Consider the following 17,606-nt stretch of genomic DNA (forward strand, 5'->3'; position numbering starts at 1 on the left):
ATTAAGCGTATCAATCTTCAAATTTTTTGGCTCCGAGCAAGCTCGTCAGCCAAATAAAAAACAGCTAGACCAATTATGATCTAACTGCTTATGTAAACTGCCATCAACTTAATTTGACGAACAGCCTTTTTATTTAAAAATAGTGATTAGATAAATTTAGTGTAGTGAATATGTTAAAATGTTTAATAGCAAAATTAAAGGAGAGTACTTATGCCTGATATCAAGTATAAAAGAATAATTTTAAAGGTTTCCGGTGAAGCCTTAGCTGGAGAAAAGGGTTTTGGCATTAACCCACCTGTCATCAAGAAAATTGCTGAACAAGTTAAAAGTATCCATGACTTAGGTGTACAAATTGCAATCGTCTGTGGTGGCGGAAATATCTGGCGCGGTGAAACTGGTGCTGAAATGGGAATGGATCGTGCTCAGGCTGACTACATGGGAATGATGGCTACAGTTATGAACGGCTTGGCTTTACAAGATGGTCTTGAACACATTGGCGTTCCAACTCGTGTTCAAACATCAATCGAAATGCGTCAAGTTGCAGAACCATACATTAGAAGAAAAGCTGTTAGACATCTAGAAAAAGGCCGTGTAGTGATTTTTGCTGGTGGTACAGGTAATCCTTACTTCTCAACTGATACTACTTCTGTCTTACGTGCTGCTGAAATTGAAGCTGACGTTATTTTGATGGCTAAGAATAATGTTGATGGCGTTTATTCAGCTGATCCTAAGAAAGATCCAAAAGCTAAGAAGTATTCTGAATTAACACAACTTGATATTATCAATAAGAACTTGGGTGTTATGGATACAACTGCTTCATCGCTATCAATGGATAACAACATTCCATTGATCGTATTCAACTTGAATAAACCTGAAAATATCAAAAAGGTTGTTCAAGGAGAAAATATCGGAACAATTATAAAGGGTGGTAATGATGACAAATAAAGCGATAACAAAAGCTAAAGAAAACATGAACAAATCAATTGATGTTTTAAAGCATGACTTGAGCAATATTCGTGCTGGTAAAGCTAATGCTTCAATTTTGAATAATGTTAGAGTTATGTATTATGGAACTGAAGTACCATTGAATCAAGTTGCTTCAATCAATATTCCTGAAGCACGTGTTCTAATGGTCACTCCTTATGACAAATCATCACTTGATGACATTGAACATGCTATCAATTCAGCTGATCTTGGCTTGAATCCAGCTAACGATGGAACTGTTATTCGTTTGGTCATTCCACAACTCACAGGTGAACGTAGAAAAGAAATTGCTAAAGAAGTAGGTAAAGAGGCTGAAGGTGGCCGTATTGCCGTTAGGAATGTTCGTCGTGAGGCTATGGACGACTTAAAGAAGCAATTAAAGGCTAATGATGTAACTGAGGATGAATTCCATACTTTGGAAAAAGATGTTCAAAAAGTAACTGATGCAGCGATTGCTGATATTGATAAAGTTGCAGCAGATAAAGAAAAAGAAATCACTGAGGGATAATCTCTTCATGACAGAAATTAAAGAACAATTAGATCCAGAAATGTCTATTCCTAAACACGTTGCTATCATTATGGATGGTAATGGTCGTTGGGCTAAAAAAAAGGGTCAACCAAGGATTGCTGGACACAAAGAAGGCATGAATAACGTTAAGACGATTGCTACAGCAGCTAGTCATTTAGGTGTAAAAGTTTTGAGTCTATACGCTTTTTCAACTGAGAATTGGAGTCGCCCTAGTAAAGAAGTAAATTTCTTGATGAAGCTCCCCGTAGATTTTTTTGGAACATTCATGCCGGATCTAATTAAAGAGAATATTAAAGTACTAGTGACTGGATTTACTGATCATTTACCTGATAGAACCAGAAAAGTAGTATTGAAAGCAGTTGAGGACACAAAGGATAATACTGGGATGATCCTCAACTTTGCTTTTAATTATGGTGGTCGTGCCGAAATTATTAATGCTGCAAAAAATTTGGCTCGTAAGGCAGCTGATGGGTCAATAGATCCTGATAAAATAGATGATTCAATGTTTGCTGAACAGTTGTTGACTAAGCAGTTAGGAGAACTCGCAGATCCTGATTTGTTGATTAGAACAAGTGGAGAAGAGAGAATCTCTAATTTTATGCTGTGGCAATTGGCTTATTCAGAAATGATTTTTGATAAGACATACTGGCCAGAATATTCTGTTGATAATTTGATTGCAGATATTAAGGAGTTCGATCGCAGAGATCGTCGCTTTGGGTCAGTTTAGTTAATTTGGGGGAAAATTATGAAACAACGAGTAATTACCGCCGTTATTGCCTTAGCAATTTTTATTCCCATATTGCTGGCAGGCGGAATCTGGCTTGAAGTAGCTGCAGCTGCTTTAGCCTTAGTTGGCGTATTTGAGATTTATATTATGCGTAAGAGAATTATTGTTTCCATTGATTTCTTAGTTACTATTTTGGGAACATTAGCTTTAGTAGTACCAAATGGATTTTACAGTGGCTGGTTGCCAACTCACTTTTCACGATTAGATTTATTTTATATATTTGCCGTAATCTTATTAGTGATTACAGTTTTGAGTAAAAATAAATTTAACTTTGAAGATGCTGGGGTTTCGATTGCTTCAATGCTTTATATCGGAACTGGTTTTCACTATTTAGCAGCAGTGAGAAATTCTGATCCAGGTCTTGGTTTGTTGATGTATGCCTTGATAGTTGTTTGGTCAACTGATATATTTGCTTATACGTTTGGTCGCAAGATTGGTAAGCACAAGTTATGGCCTGCTATCAGTCCAAATAAGACTTGGGAAGGAACAATTTCTGGTATAATTATGGCATTGATTCTTTCTGGAGTTTATATGTATTTCGTCCCACAAGAGTATTCAATGGTTACTATGTTAATGATTGCTTTTGTACTTTCAATCATGGGACAAATGGGCGATTTGATCGAATCAGCCTATAAACGTTTTTACAAAGTAAAAGATTCAGGAAATATCTTACCGGGTCATGGTGGGATTTTGGATCGATTCGATAGTATGTTGATCGTACTACCGTTGCTACACATTTTTGGTTTAGTATAAACAGCTCGTGGAGGTTAAAATGACCGCGATAATTACATTTATAATCGTTTTTGGAATTCTAGTAATTGTTCATGAATTTGGGCACTATTACGCAGCAAAAAAATCCGGAATCTTAGTTCGGGAATTTTCTGTTGGTATGGGGCCTAAAATTGTGGCGTACAGAAAAAATCATACGACATATACTTTGAGACTTTTACCTTTAGGTGGATATGTTCGTATGGCAGGTGCCCAAGAAGATGATTCCGAGATTCAACCAGGAACGATGGCATCTCTAGTTTTAAATGATGACAATAAAGTAACAAAGATAATAACTTCCAGTAAGGTTTATGATGCAAACGCGGTTCCAGTTCAAATCTCCAAGGCTGACCTTGTTGATGATCTAGTAGTCGAAGGCTACGAAAATGGTGATGAGACAGTTACTAAAAAGTATTCTGTCGACCATGATGCAACAATCGTTGAAGAAGATGGAACAGAAGTTCAGATTGCGCCACGGGATGTGCAGCTGCAATCAGTTTCTGTTTGGAAACGAATGATCACAAACTTTGCTGGACCATTTAATAATTTTATTCTGGCAATCGTCGCAGCAATCATTGCTGCTTTTATGATGAACGGCGTAGCAACTAATCAATTAGGTCAAATCCAAAAGAATTCAGTTGCTCAAGAAGCTGGTTTAAAAGTAAATGATACAATCCTAAGCGTTAATGGGAAAAATACTAGTTCATGGACGGCTTTGTCAGAGAATATTCAAAATAATCCTAGTAAAAAGATTACTTTGAAAGTTCAATCTGGTAAAAAAGTCAGAAACGTTAAATTGACGCCAAAAACAGTTAAATCTGGTGGACAAAAGTATGGCTTGATTGGGATTATTCCAAAGCGTGATTCAAGTGCAATGGCAAAAATCAAGTATGGCTTCACTTACAGTTGGGGAACGACCGTAATGATTTTCCAAGCTTTAGGAAAGATGGTATCAGGTGGATTCAATATTAATCAATTGTCGGGTCCAGTCGGAATTTATTCCATGACTTCAAAAGTGGCTTCGCAAGGCTTGCTTAATATTGTTTTATTCACTTCGATGTTGTCGATGAACTTAGGAATCGTTAATTTGATTCCAATTCCTGCCTTAGATGGTGGAAAGATTTTAATGAATATTGTTGAAGCAATCAGAAGAAAACCAATTCCAGAACAGTATGAAAATGTCATCACTCTAATCGGTGTTGTAATTTTAGTTCTGTTGATGATTGCTGTCACTTGGAATGATATTCAGCGTTTCTTTATAAAATAGGGGGATAAAAAGACTTGAAACAATCAAAATTATATATTCCAACGTTGAAACAAACTCCTTCAGATGCTGAGGCTATCAGTCACCAGTTGATGCTGAGAGCAGGTTATGTTAGACAAGTTTCTGCTGGTGTCTACAGTTACTTACCATTAGCTTGGTCAGTAATTCGTAAGATTGAAGATGTTATTCGCAAAGAAATGGAAAAGGTTGATGGTGTTGAAATGCAAATGCCAGCAATCTTGCCTGCTGATTTGTGGAAGGAAAGTGGTCGTTATGAAACATATGGCGATAATCTTTTCAAATTAAAGGATCGTCATGACCGTGAGTTTGTTTTAGGACCTACACATGAAGAAACTTTTACAAGTGTAGTTAAAGAAGGTTTAAATAGTTACAAGAAATTGCCTCTTATTTTGTATCAAATGCAAATGAAATATCGTGATGAAGACCGTCCACGTTACGGATTGCTCCGTGGTCGTGAATTCTTGATGCAAGATGCTTATTCATTTACAGCTAACAAAGAACAATTAGACGTAATTTTCAATCAGATGGAACAAGCTTATCGTAATATCTTTGATATTTGTGGCTTGAATTATCGTGCTATTATTGGTGATGCTGGAGCTATGGGTGGAACAGATTCAAAAGAATTCTCTGCTATTGCTGCTATCGGTGAAGATACGATTGCTTATTCAGACGATTCTGATTATTCTGCTAACCTTGAAATGGCCGCAAGCAAGATGGAAGAAAATCCTAAAGAGGATAAAAAAGAAATTGAAGAGGTTGATACTCCTGACGTTCACACCATCGAAAGTCTTGCTGAATTATTAAAAGTTGAATCAAAACGTATCATGAAAGCTGTTGCTTATATAGCTGACGATGAACCTGTCATGGTTATGATTCGTGGCGATTATGATGTTAACGATGTTAAATTGAAGAACTATTTAGGTTGTGACTTCTTACGTGAAGCAACTCCTGATGAAGTTAAAGATGTTTTCCACAGTGTTCCTGGATTTATTGGTCCTAAGGGCATTGATGAAAATGTTAAAGTTCTTTATGATAGTTCATTAGTTGGCTTGATGAATTTCGTGGTTGGTCCTAACAAAGCGGATCGTCACTTTATCAACGCAAACTTTGAAGATATCACTGCTGAAATGCCAGAATTTAGAGATTTACGTGTCATCAAAGAGGATGAAACTTCACCTGATGGTCACGGCCAAATCAAATTTACTCGTGGTATTGAAATTGGTCATATCTTCAAATTGGGTACAAAGTTCTCCAAAGCTTTAGGTGCTAACTTCCTAGATGAAAATGGAAAATCAAATCCATTGATCATGGGATGCTATGGTATCGGAATTTCTCGTTTGTTGTCAGCTATTATTGAACAACATAGCGACGAAAATGGTATTATTTGGCCTGAAAGTTTGGCTCCATACCAAGTTCACGTTGTGCCAATTAAATACAATAACGATGTTCAAGGAAAACTCAGCGATGAGATTGTTGAATTGTTACAAGATGAAGGTTATGATGTTCTCCTTGATGATCGAAAAGAACGTCCTGGTGTTAAATTTGCCGATTCAGATTTGATTGGTATTCCAATCAGAATCACTGTTGGTAAGAAAGCAGCAGACCAAATTGTGGAACTAAAGATTAGAAGTACTGGTGAAACAATTGAAGTAAGTAAAGATGAATTAGTAAATTCAGTAAAAATATTGCTTAAGAATCAGTAATGAGGCTTAGGCCTTTTTTATTTGTAAAGGATAGAATATGTCAGATACAAAACAACTTTTTGAAATTTTAATTAAGCAAATCAAGCTCAATGACCTTTTAGGTCCTGACAATTCATTTGCTGATGGTAAATTAGATAAATTAGAAGTTCATAAAAATAGTAAACGTTGGACATTCTATTTTGAATTCAAAGACGTGATTCCATTTAAGGAATTTATGATTTTTGTGAAAGCCTTAAAAGCTAGTTTTGAAGGAATCGCTCAAGTTAATTTTGAGATTTCAACGACGCAAGCTCAATTGAAGGAAAACGATATTAAGGATTATTGGAATTATGTTCTCAATGATGCTGATATCGATTCTCCGATGGTAATCGATAAAATCAGTCAAACGCCGCCTCGAATTGAAAATGGACAGGTCTTTTTAGATGTTTCTAATAGTTTCATGGCTGATTTTGTCGATGGCAAACTAATCAATGGCTTGCAGTCAGAATATACTAGCTTGGGTTTTCCAGATTTTAAAATTCGGACGAATATTGATGAAGTCAAGTCGCAAGCTAAAGAAGTCGCCTTAAAAGCTGCCAATGCTGAGAAGACCAAGAAATTTCAAGCTAAGGCTAAAGAAGTCAGCGAGAAAAAAGCTGCCAAGCCAGCAGGGAATGTTTCAAAAGTTGGACGCAAGATTTCTGATGACCAGGAAATCACGCAAATGGTTGATATAGTTGAAGAAGACCGCAATAAAGTAGTTGAAGGACATATCTTCGACAAAGAAGTCCGTAAATTAAAATCCGGGCGTTCTTTGTTGATATTAAAAGTGACCGACTATACTTCATCATTTAGTATCAAGAAATTTTCCAACGGCGAAGATGATGAAAAATTCTTTGATAATTTAGATGAGGAAGCCTGGATTCGAGTGCGTGGGAATGTTCAAGAAGACAACTTTTCGCGTGAATTGGTCATTATGGCTAACGATATCAATGTTATTAAACATCAGTCTCGTCAAGATACAGCTGATGAAGATAATAAGCGAATCGAATTGCATGCGCACACTAATATGAGTCAAATGGACGCTATTCCTAGTGCCACGAAACTTATCAAACGAGCTAGCGAATGGGGTCAACCAGCGATTGCTATCACTGACCATCATGCTCTTCAAGCCTTTCCAGAAGCCTATAATGCAGGTAAAAAGTTTGGCGTTAAAATTGGTTACGGCGTTGAAATTGACTTGGTTGACGAGGGCAATCCTATTGCCTTTAATCTTCGTGATCAAGAACTCAAGGGTGCAGAATACGTTATTTTTGATACTGAAACTACTGGACTTTCAGCAGTTTATGATTCAATGATTGAAATTGGTGCTACCAAAATGAAAGATGGCGAAGTAATCGACCGTTTTGATAAGTTTATCAATCCGGGTCATCCGTTATCTGAAGTGACAACTAATTTAACTAGTATCACAACCGATATGGTCAAAGATGCTCCTGATGAAAAAACGATTGTGTCAGAATTCATGGACTTTATCGGTGATGACATTTTGGTTGGTCACAACGTAACCTTTGATATGGGCTTCATGAATGCCGCTTTGACCAGAATGGATCGAGACAGGTTGCAGATGCCCGTAATCGATACTTTGGAAATGTCGCGGACTTTGCACTCTGAATATCGGAATCATAAGTTGGATTCATTGGCTAAACGTTACAATATCGTTTTGGAACATCACCATAGAGCCGATTCCGATGCGGAAACCACTGGTTACTTGATGTACAAACTGTTCGATGAGCTAGAAGATAAGTTTGAAACGACCAATGTCAATCAATTAAATGACCATATTGGTGGAGAGGATGCATATAAACAAGCTCGTCCAAGCCATGCCATCTTGATTGCCAAAACGCAAGCCGGTTTGAAGAATATGTTTAAGATAGTTTCTTATTCAATGACGCAATATTATTATCGAACAGCTCGTGTTCCTCGTCGTTTATTGAATAAATATCGTGAAGGAATCATTGTCGGTTCAGCTTGCGAAAACGGCGAAGTCTTCACAAGTATGATGCAAAAGGGTTATGATGATACTCGAGAATTAGCTGAGTATTACGACTATCTTGAAGTTATGCCACGTTCGCTTTATCAACACTTGATTGATATCAAGATTATTAAAGATGAAGATGCTTTAAAAGAAATTATTAAAAATATTATTAAATTAGGTAAAGAATTGAAGAAACCAGTTGTGGCAACTGGTGATGTTCATTATTTAGATCCTCATGATAAGGTTTATCGAGACATCGTTATTAAAGCAGTTAAAAGTAATGCTTTGGCAAGAAGACCGCAGTTGCCTGATGTGCAATTTAGAACGACAAATGAAACGTTTGATGAATTTAGTTATTTAGATAAAGCCACTCAACAAGAAATCATCGTTGACAATCCAAAGAAAATTATGGATTCAATTGATGAGATGTCTCCGGTCAAAGACAAGCTCTACACTCCAAAGATGGATGGAGCTGAAGAAGAAATTCGCAATTTGACGATGAACAAAGCTCACGAATTGTACGGCGACCCATTGCCAGAGTTAGTTCAAAAACGAATGGATCGAGAACTGAAGAGTATCATCGGTAATGGATTCTCCGTTATTTACTTGATTGCTCAGCGTTTGGTTTATAAATCAAATAAAGATGGGTATTTGGTAGGATCCCGTGGGTCTGTCGGTTCAAGTTTCGTTGCGACGATGACAGGAATCACTGAAGTTAATCCCTTGCCACCACATTATCGTTGTCCTAAGTGTAAGTATTCCGAATTCTTTACTAAAGGTGAAGTTGGTTCTGGATATGACTTGGAAGACAAAAAATGTCCAAAATGCGGTACCGAATTGAAAAAAGATGGTCAGGATATTCCCTTTGAAACTTTCTTAGGATTCAAAGGTGATAAAGTTCCTGATATCGATTTGAACTTCTCCGGTGATTATCAACCAGTAGCTCACAACTATACCAAAGTTTTGTTTGGTGAAGATCACGTATTCCGCGCTGGTACGATTGGTACGATTGCCGATCGGACAGCTTTTGGTTATGTAAAAAATTATGAAGAATTGACTGGCGAGAATTTGCGCAATGCTGAAGAAGAACGTTTAGCTAAGGGTTCGACTGGTGTCAAGCGAACGACCGGTCAACATCCTGCGGGTATCATTGTTGTGCCCGATTATATGGATATCTTTGACTTTACGCCTATTCAATATCCAGCTGATGACCAAAATGCGGCTTGGAAGACGACCCACTTTGATTTCCACTCGATTCACGATAATATCTTGAAACTCGATATCTTAGGCCATGATGACCCAACGATGATTCGTATGCTGCAAGATTTATCTGGTATCGACCCTAAGACGATTCCGGTTGATGATCCCGATGTGATGGAATTGTTTAGAGGGACGGATTCATTAGGTGTTACGCCAGAACAAATTTTCTCTAAGACTGGAACTTTAGGTGTGCCGGAATTTGGAACGCGTTTCGTTCGCGGAATGTTAGAAAAAACACATCCAACGACGTTTGCGGAATTGTTGCAAATTTCTGGTCTATCTCACGGTACCGATGTTTGGTTAGGTAATGCTGAAGAATTGATCGACAAGGGTATAGTTACCTTAAAAGATGTTATCGGTTGTCGTGATAATATCATGATGGATTTGATTCACTACGGAATGGAATCGCAAATTGCCTTTCAAATTATGGAGCATGTTAGAAAGGGTCGCGGTATTCCTGATGAATGGAAACAGAAGATGAAAGATGCTAATGTTCCTGATTGGTATATCGACTCTTGTTTGAAGATTAAATACATGTTCCCACGGGCCCATGCGACAGCCTATATTTTAATGGCGCTTAGAATTGCTTACTTTAAAGTACACTATCCACTTTATTACTACAGTGCTTATTTCTCTGTTCGTGCTGACGACTTCGATCTTGTTGCAATGACAACTGGAAAAGAAGCTGTTAAATCGGCTATGAAAGCTATCAATGATAAAGGGATGGATGCTTCTACTAAAGAGAAAAACTTATTGACCGTTTTGGAACTAGCTAATGAATGTTTAGAACGTGGTCTAACGATTAAAATGGTCGACTTGGATAAGTCAGATGCCTTTAATTTTAAGATTATCGATGATAAAACATTGTTGGCTCCATTCAATGCTATTCCTGGTTTGGGTGACAACGTTGCTAAACAAATCGTTGCTGCTAGAGAAGAAAAGCCTTTCTTATCTAAGCAAGATTTGGGAACGCGAGGCAAAGTTTCTAAAACAATTATTGAATATATGACAGAAAATCATGTTTTAGATGGCATGCCGGAAGAAAATCAGTTATCATTATTCTAGGTACGGGCATTATAAGTTGCTTTAGTAATTAATATATGTTAAATTAACTACTAGTTAATTATTGATTAATGAGTGAGCAGAGATGCTCACTCTTTTTATTGCCGAATTACTTTGGAGGAATGTCCTTGGATACAAAAGTTGAAGAATTAAAAGCCATTTTACAGCCAATCTTAGATCAACATGATTTCTTTTTAGTTGATTTAGAGTTCGTACACGAACGCGGAGATTGGTATTTAAGAGTGTATGCAGATAAAAAAGGCGGAATCAGTATCGATGATTGTGCCGTCATCAGTGAAGAATACGGTGAAAAATTGGATGAATTGAATCCAATCGAACCAGCGTATTATTTAGAAGTTTCATCTCCAGGTGCTGAACGTCCCTTGAAAAATGATGCTAGTTTAACTGACTATGTTGACGATTATGTTCATGCTTCTCTTTATCAAAAACAAGATGGTCAAAAGGCTTTTGAAGGAACAATGACTGAGGTAACGGATACCAAGATAACTTTGATCGTTAAAGTTAAGAATTTAAAGAAGCAAGTGGAGCTTAGTCGTGACAACATCGCTAAGATTCGTCTTGCAATAGAATTCTAAGGAGAAAATCATGAGTAAAGAAATGGTTGAGGCCCTTGATGCACTTGAAAGCGAAAAGGGTATTAAAAAAGAATACGTAATTGAATCATTAGAAGCTGCTCTAGTTGCCGCTTATAAGAGAAATTATAACCAAGCTCAAAATGTTGATGTTGAATTTGATGCTAAAAAGGGTAATATACATGTTTATGCGGTTAAAGAAGTTGTTGAAGAAGTAGCTGACGACCGTTTAGAAGTTAGTCTTGAAGATGCCCAACAAAAGAGCAAGGGTTATGAAATCGGCGATCATATCAAAGAAGAAGTTACTCCAAAGGATTTTGGTAGAATTGCTGCTCAAACTGCAAAACAAGTAATTATGCAACGAGTACGTGAAGCTGAGCGCGATATCATTTATAATGAATATAGTCAATATGAACATGAAATAATTCAAGGTACTGTTGAACGTAGCGATAATCGCTATGTCTATATTACTTACGGTAAAATTGAAACAGTTATGCCAAAAGCAGACCAAATGCCTGGCGAAACATATAACTCTCGTGATAGAATCAGAGTTTATGTTACTAAGGTAGAAAATGCTACCAAAGGACCACAAGTCTTCGTATCAAGAACAGACCCAGGTTTGGTCAAACGTCTATTTGAACAACAAGTTCCAGAAATATATGATGGAACAGTTGAAATCGTTTCGATTGCCCGTGAAGCTGGCGACAGAACAAAAATTGCTGTTAAGTCAGATAATCCTGACGTTGATCCAGTGGGTACTTGCGTTGGTCCAAAGGGTTCGCGTGTCCAAGCAGTTGTTGATGAATTAAATGGCGAAAACATCGATGTTGTACCTTATGTCGATGATCCAGTTGATTTCATTGCTAATGCTTTGAACCCAGCTGAAGTCATTGCTGTTCAATTTGATGAAAATGATAAGAAACAATGTATCGTAATCGTGCCTGACTACCACTTATCGCTAGCTATTGGTAAGAAGGGTCAAAATGCTCGTTTAGCTGCTAAGTTAACTGGTTATAAGATTGATATCAAACCAGAGTCTCAAGTTGAGTTCGTTGATGATAACGATCAAGACGTTAACCTTGAGGATGTTGAAAGCGGCAAAATCGATATCGACAAGACTCGTGAAAATGCGGCTAATGCTGATGACGCAAAGAATCCAGCTGCTGACGATTCAGATGAAACAACTGATGATTCAACAGATACAACAGCTGATTCAGAAGATACAGATACAGACGACAAAGATTCAGATAACACAGACTCACAAGATTAAGGGGTGATGGATTTGGCAACTCGTAAGATACCAATGCGTAAAGATATTTTGACCAACAAGATGTATCCCAAAAGAGAAATGGTTAGAATTGTCAAAGATAAAGAAGGCAACATTTCAATAGATCCAACTGGCAAAAAGCCCGGTCGCGGTGCTTATGTAGGACTAGATCCAAAAGCCGTTAAGGAAGCTAAATCAAAGAAATCATTAGAAAAAGTTTTTTCACATGCTGTTCCGAGTGATTTTTATGATGAATTGTTTGAATTCGTCGATCATCAAAAAGCTCGTATGGACCTCTTTGGTGATTTAGGCAAGAAACACTAATGAATAACTTTTTAAACCTTTTGGGTCTAGCTGTCAGAGCTCGTAAAGTAGTTAGTGGAACTGAGTTCACAATTGATGGCATTCGTAAGAATGAAGTTAAATTAGTGGTCATGGCAAATAATTGTAGTCCACGAACAAAAAAAGATTTGCACAATAAAGCTAGTTATTATAATGTACCTGTGGTAGATACATTGAATGATGATGAATTAAAAAAGGCTATTGGAAAAGACAGAAAAGTTATGGGAGTAACTGATCAAGGTTTTGCTAAAAGGTTAAAAGAAATTATGGACAATTAAGGAGAGTGATAGGATGGTCAAAAAAAGAATTTATACTATTGCAAAAGAAAATAGTGTTGACAATCAAGTAGTACTCGATGCCGCAGAAAAATTAGGTATCGACGTTAAGAACCATATGTCATCAGTAGATGAAAGTGTTGAAAAGAAAATCGTAAGTAGTTTGAAAGGTAACAAGAAGCCTGCCAAACAAAACATGACTCAACAACACAGTGCACAGCATGCACCTAAATCTTCAGGTGAAAAACACGAAAGTAGTAATCACAACTCAGGTGATCATAAGACTAAGATTAAGATTACTGCTGTAAGAAGAGATGCTAATAAGGGTAAGGGTCACTTTGACCATCGTAACAACAATCACACATCCAACAGTAATCGTACAAACAGCAATAATAACCACCGTCCAAACAATGGCAATAATAATAATGCCAATAATAATCGTAATGAGCGCAATAATAACAATCGTAACAACAATAACAACAACAGCAACAATAATAATAATCGCAATAATAACAACAATCGCTCAAACGATAATAGAAGAAATGACCACCGTCCATCACAATCACGTGATAACCGCAATCGTAACAATAATAACCGACGTGATCGTTCAACTGTACAAGGACAAGCTCCACGTCCAAGACAAAGTGCAGGTAATAAGTATCTAGAACAATTTAAGACTAATATCCAAGATGCTAGTCACATTCCTAGTCACCCAACTAGAAATAACAATAATCGTTCTAACAATCGTAATAACGATAACAACCATAAGAACAATCACCGTCCTAACAACAATGAGAACCACTTTAATAGAAACAATAACAACAATAACCATAACAACCATAACAACAATAATAACCGTAATAGCAATAATAATAACCAAAACAGAAGACCAGGAAACAATAACAATACAGCTGCTAAGAAGGAAACTCCTAAATCAACTGTCGCTAAGGTAAATGTTCCAAAACCAGAATACAAGAAGCCAAAACCAACGAATAATAATCGTGATTTCGGTCATAAACAAAACTTGGCTAACCCATTTGGTACTCGTAAGAAGAAGAAAGCTCGCAAACGTCAACAACGTCAAAGAACTGAACCAAAGAAGCCAATGCCACAAAGAAAAGATCGTCCATTACCAGATACATTGGTTTACACCGTTGGTATGAACGCTCAAGATATTGGTAAGTTGATTCACAGAGAACCAGCTGAAATTGTTAAGAAGTTGTTCATGCTTGGTATCATGATCAACCAAAACAAGTCCTTGGATAAGGATACAATTGAACTTTTGGCAACTGATTATGGAATCGATGCTAAAGAAAAGGTTCAAGAAGATGTTGCCGATATCGACAAGTACTTCGATGCTGAAGTTAATACAACAGAAAACCTTGAAAGTCGTCCTCCAGTAGTAACAATCATGGGTCACGTTGATCATGGTAAGACAACCTTGCTTGATCACTTGAGACATACTCATGTTACTGCCGGCGAAGCTGGTGGTATCACTCAACATATCGGTGCTTACCAAGTTCGTTTAAAGGACCGCTTGATTACATTCTTGGATACTCCAGGACACGCTGCCTTTACTAACATGCGTGCTCGTGGTGCTGATATCACTGATATCGTTATCCTAGTTGTCGCTGCTGATGATGGCGTTATGCCACAGACAGTTGAAGCTATCAACCATGCTAAGGCCGCAAATGACCCAATTATCGTAGCGATCAATAAGATTGATAAGCCAGGTGCAAATCCTGAACACGTAACTGAAGAATTGATGAAGTATGACTTAGTTCCTGAAAGTTACGGTGGCGATACGATTTTTGTTAATATTTCTGCTAAAGTCGGTACAAACATCGATGAATTGTTGGAAATGATCTTGCTTGAAGCTGATGTTTTGGAATTGAAGGCAAATCCTAAGCAAAAGGCTATCGGTACTGTTATCGAAGCTAAACTTGATAAGGGCCGTGGACCAGTTGCATCACTATTGGTACAACAAGGTACATTGCATGTCGGAGATCCAATCGTTGTTGGTAATACCTTTGGTCGTGTCAGAACCATGACTAATTACAATGGTAAAGAAATCGACAAGGCTAAGCCTTCACAACCAATTGAGGTTACAGGTCTAAATGATGTTCCTGAATCAGCTGATAAGTTCGTTGTCTTCGACGATGAAAAGACAGCTCGTGCAGCTGGTGAAGAACGTGCTAGTCGTGCTCTTCAAAAAGAACGTCAAAATACTAACCCTGTTACACTTGACAACTTATTCGAAACAATGAAAGAAGGAGAACTTAAACAAGTCGACGTTATTATTAAAGCCGATGTTCAAGGTTCTGCTGAAGCCATTGCCGGAAGTTTGAAGAAGATTGAAGTTAAGGGCGTTCGTGTCAATATTATTCACCAAGCCGTTGGTGCTATTACTGAAAGTGATGTTAACTTAGCTTCTGCAAGTAACGCTATCATCATTGGATTTAATGTTCGTCCAACTGCTCAAGCTAAAGTACAAGCTAAGGATGAAAATGTTGATATCCGTCTTCACAGAGTTATCTATAAGGCTATCGATGAAGTTGAAGCTGCCATGAAGGGTATGCTTGAACCTGTTTACGAAGAAAAAGTTATTGGTAATCTTTCAGTTCGTGAAACATACAACGCATCTAAGGTCGGAACTATTGCTGGTTGTTACGTTAACACCGGTAAGATTGAACGTGACAGTGGCGTAAGACTTGTCAGAGATGGTATTGTTATCACCGAAGGCAAGCTTGGTTCACTCAAACGCTTCAAAGATGACGTCAAAGAAGTTCGTGCTGGATTCGAATGTGGTATCACAATCGAAAACTACAACGATATTAAGATTGGTGACGAAATCGAAGCTTACGTAATGGAACAAGTTCCAGTTAAATAAAGCTAATAAATCAAATAAAGCCATTATGTTTTAAAAAACATTTTGACTTTATTTTTTTGAAATCAATTCCAATTTGGAAGAAAAGATTTTCAGCTTGAATGTGATATAATCAAGCAGTGATGAATAAAAAAGCGACAAGTAAACTATTGAGTTTTCAAATAGTAATAAAAAGTATTAATGGAGGTACAACATGGTAAAGCATCGTATTGGTCGTGTTGAACAAGAGATTCAAAAAGAAGTCAACGAGATTCTTTTAAAACGAGTTCGTGATCCACGAGTTCAAGGTGTGACGGTTACTGGTGTTGAGATGACAGGGGACTTGCAACAAGCAACTATCTATTACAGTATCCTTTCTGAAAAAGCTAGCGACGTTGAAAAGACACAAGCAGGTTTAGATAAAGCCACTGGACTTATTAGACGTGAATTAGGTCAAAATCTAACTTTGTTTAAGGTTCCTGAACTTGAATTTAAACAAGATCAATCTGTTCGTTATGGTGAAAAGATTGATAAGTTGATTGCTAAGTTACATCAAGACGAAGCAAATCGTTAATTTCTAAGTCTTAAATTGAACAAAGATACTACTAATTTCCTTAGGGGTTAGTAGTATTTTTAGTATTATGTAGATTTTGGTTAGTGCGTCATGCCGGACTAGATAGTGGTTATGTTTTTGATTGGTAATCGCTTGGAATAAGCAATATGTGACGTTATCTGGTCGGTAGTGACAGTTTTGTGGATGCTCAGTACAAGGTTATGGAATTAATTTTAGGTTGTGTCCAGTACGTTTCAGCGTCCATAAAGTAGAATGGACTAGTATTAACCTAACTTAAGAAAGCACCTAATTTGACATTGCTAGTTTACTTTTAGAGAAGAATATCTTCCTATTGTTAAAAAAGACTAGTAAAATTGTCTATGATATTATCACGAGATGGAGATTTAATATGGACGGAGTAATTCCATTAAATAAAGAAATTGGTCAAACAAGTTCTGATTATGTTTATAAATTAAGAAAAATATTGTATACGAAAAAAATTGGCCACACAGGAACACTGGATCCTTTGGTCGATGGAGTTTTGCCAATTTGTGTCGGACAAGCGACTAAATTAGTGAATACTTTAACGGGGACGCCGAAAGAATACGACGGGGAAATCACTTTAGGTAAGTCAACGACCACTGAAGACCGGGAAGGCGAAACAGTAAAAGAGCATAAGTTGACGCAGCCATTTACAAAGGAACAATTACAAGAGACTTTTGCCAAAATGACAGGTGATATTAAACAGATTCCACCAATGTTTTCGGCCGTCAAAGTCAAGGGTAAGAAACTGTACGAATATGCACGCGCAGGTATTGAAGTTGAACGTCCAGTGCGAGAAATCCATATCTATGATTTTCAAATGGTCGGTGAACCGGAATTCGATGAAGCAACTGGTTATCAAAAAATCAAGTTTCACGTCCGCTGTTCCAAAGGGACTTATGTCCGGACTTTAGCAGTTGAATTCGGCCGAATACTTGATATGCCGGCCTTTATGTCACAATTGACTCGTGTTAAGAGTGCTGGCTTCAAACTATCAGAGACCTTTACCTTAGGCCAAATCAGAGAAATGATGGACAATAATGATCACAGCTTTTTGAAGACAATCGACGAAGTCCTAAAAGACGTTCCTAGTCATGAATTGACAGATGAAGAGTGGGAAGTCCGCGTCTTGCACGGTGGCTTTTTAGAAAAAATTGATTCAGATAAAACAAAGCAGCTACGTGTCACACGTCAAGGTATAACTAAGGCTCTTTACAAGTATGATAAAGTAAGGGATATGTGGATTCCTGATTTAATGTTATTGAACAATAAGTAA

14 protein-coding genes are annotated in these 17,606 nt (G+C 37.3%); all 14 read left to right on the plus strand.

Annotated features, from left to right (window positions below):
- Nucleotides 1-210 precede the first annotated feature (210 nt).
- Nucleotides 211-945 (plus strand): UMP kinase, encoded by a 735-nt coding sequence (gene pyrH, locus FHL05_RS07435; RefSeq protein WP_153384517.1) that lies wholly within the window; start codon nt 211-213, stop codon nt 943-945.
- Nucleotides 935-1,492, plus strand: a complete 558-nt coding sequence (frr, locus tag FHL05_RS07440; RefSeq protein ID WP_153384518.1) for a ribosome recycling factor — start codon at nt 935-937, stop codon at nt 1,490-1,492. The genes pyrH and frr overlap by 11 nt, the downstream gene beginning before the upstream one ends.
- Nucleotides 1,493-1,499: 7 nt before the next feature.
- Complete coding sequence (locus tag FHL05_RS07445; RefSeq protein ID WP_153384519.1) at nt 1,500-2,240, plus strand: isoprenyl transferase; 741 nt, start codon at nt 1,500-1,502, stop codon at nt 2,238-2,240.
- An 18-nt stretch (nt 2,241-2,258) separates the two neighbouring features.
- On the plus strand, nt 2,259-3,053 hold the full coding sequence (locus FHL05_RS07450; RefSeq protein ID WP_153522383.1) for a phosphatidate cytidylyltransferase: 795 nt from the start codon (nt 2,259-2,261) through the stop codon (nt 3,051-3,053).
- A 19-nt stretch (nt 3,054-3,072) separates the two neighbouring features.
- Nucleotides 3,073-4,335, plus strand: a complete 1,263-nt coding sequence (gene rseP / locus FHL05_RS07455) for an RIP metalloprotease RseP (RefSeq protein WP_153522385.1) — start codon at nt 3,073-3,075, stop codon at nt 4,333-4,335.
- A gap of 14 nt (nt 4,336-4,349) precedes the next feature.
- A complete protein-coding gene (locus FHL05_RS07460) occupies nt 4,350-6,056 on the plus strand; it encodes a proline--tRNA ligase (RefSeq protein ID WP_153384522.1) in 1,707 nt (568 codons plus the stop codon).
- A gap of 37 nt (nt 6,057-6,093) precedes the next feature.
- Nucleotides 6,094-10,395 (plus strand): PolC-type DNA polymerase III, encoded by a 4,302-nt coding sequence (locus tag FHL05_RS07465; RefSeq protein WP_153522387.1) that lies wholly within the window; start codon nt 6,094-6,096, stop codon nt 10,393-10,395.
- Nucleotides 10,396-10,514: 119 nt separating this feature from the next.
- Nucleotides 10,515-10,988, plus strand: a complete 474-nt coding sequence (gene rimP, locus FHL05_RS07470; RefSeq protein WP_162853729.1) for a ribosome maturation factor RimP — start codon at nt 10,515-10,517, stop codon at nt 10,986-10,988.
- A 10-nt stretch (nt 10,989-10,998) separates the two neighbouring features.
- Entirely contained in the window at nt 10,999-12,255 is a 1,257-nt protein-coding gene (gene nusA / locus FHL05_RS07475; RefSeq protein ID WP_153384525.1) for a transcription termination factor NusA, read from the plus strand.
- A gap of 12 nt (nt 12,256-12,267) precedes the next feature.
- Nucleotides 12,268-12,576 (plus strand): RNase P modulator RnpM, encoded by a 309-nt coding sequence (gene rnpM / locus FHL05_RS07480; protein ID WP_192917936.1) that lies wholly within the window; start codon nt 12,268-12,270, stop codon nt 12,574-12,576.
- Nucleotides 12,576-12,872: a L7Ae/L30e/S12e/Gadd45 family ribosomal protein gene (locus FHL05_RS07485; RefSeq protein ID WP_153384527.1), complete on the plus strand. Its 297-nt coding sequence runs from the start codon at nt 12,576-12,578 to the stop codon at nt 12,870-12,872. Before rnpM ends, FHL05_RS07485 begins: the two co-directional genes overlap by 1 nt.
- A gap of 13 nt (nt 12,873-12,885) precedes the next feature.
- Complete coding sequence (infB, locus tag FHL05_RS07490) at nt 12,886-15,759, plus strand: translation initiation factor IF-2 (protein ID WP_153522389.1); 2,874 nt, start codon at nt 12,886-12,888, stop codon at nt 15,757-15,759.
- A gap of 190 nt (nt 15,760-15,949) precedes the next feature.
- Nucleotides 15,950-16,309: a 30S ribosome-binding factor RbfA gene (gene rbfA, locus FHL05_RS07495; RefSeq protein ID WP_153384529.1), complete on the plus strand. Its 360-nt coding sequence runs from the start codon at nt 15,950-15,952 to the stop codon at nt 16,307-16,309.
- A 388-nt stretch (nt 16,310-16,697) separates the two neighbouring features.
- Nucleotides 16,698-17,606: a tRNA pseudouridine(55) synthase TruB gene (truB, locus tag FHL05_RS07500; protein WP_153384530.1), complete on the plus strand. Its 909-nt coding sequence runs from the start codon at nt 16,698-16,700 to the stop codon at nt 17,604-17,606.

The sequence above is a fragment of the Companilactobacillus halodurans genome (assembly GCF_009600995.1).
Lineage (GTDB): Bacteria > Bacillota > Bacilli > Lactobacillales > Lactobacillaceae > Companilactobacillus > Companilactobacillus halodurans.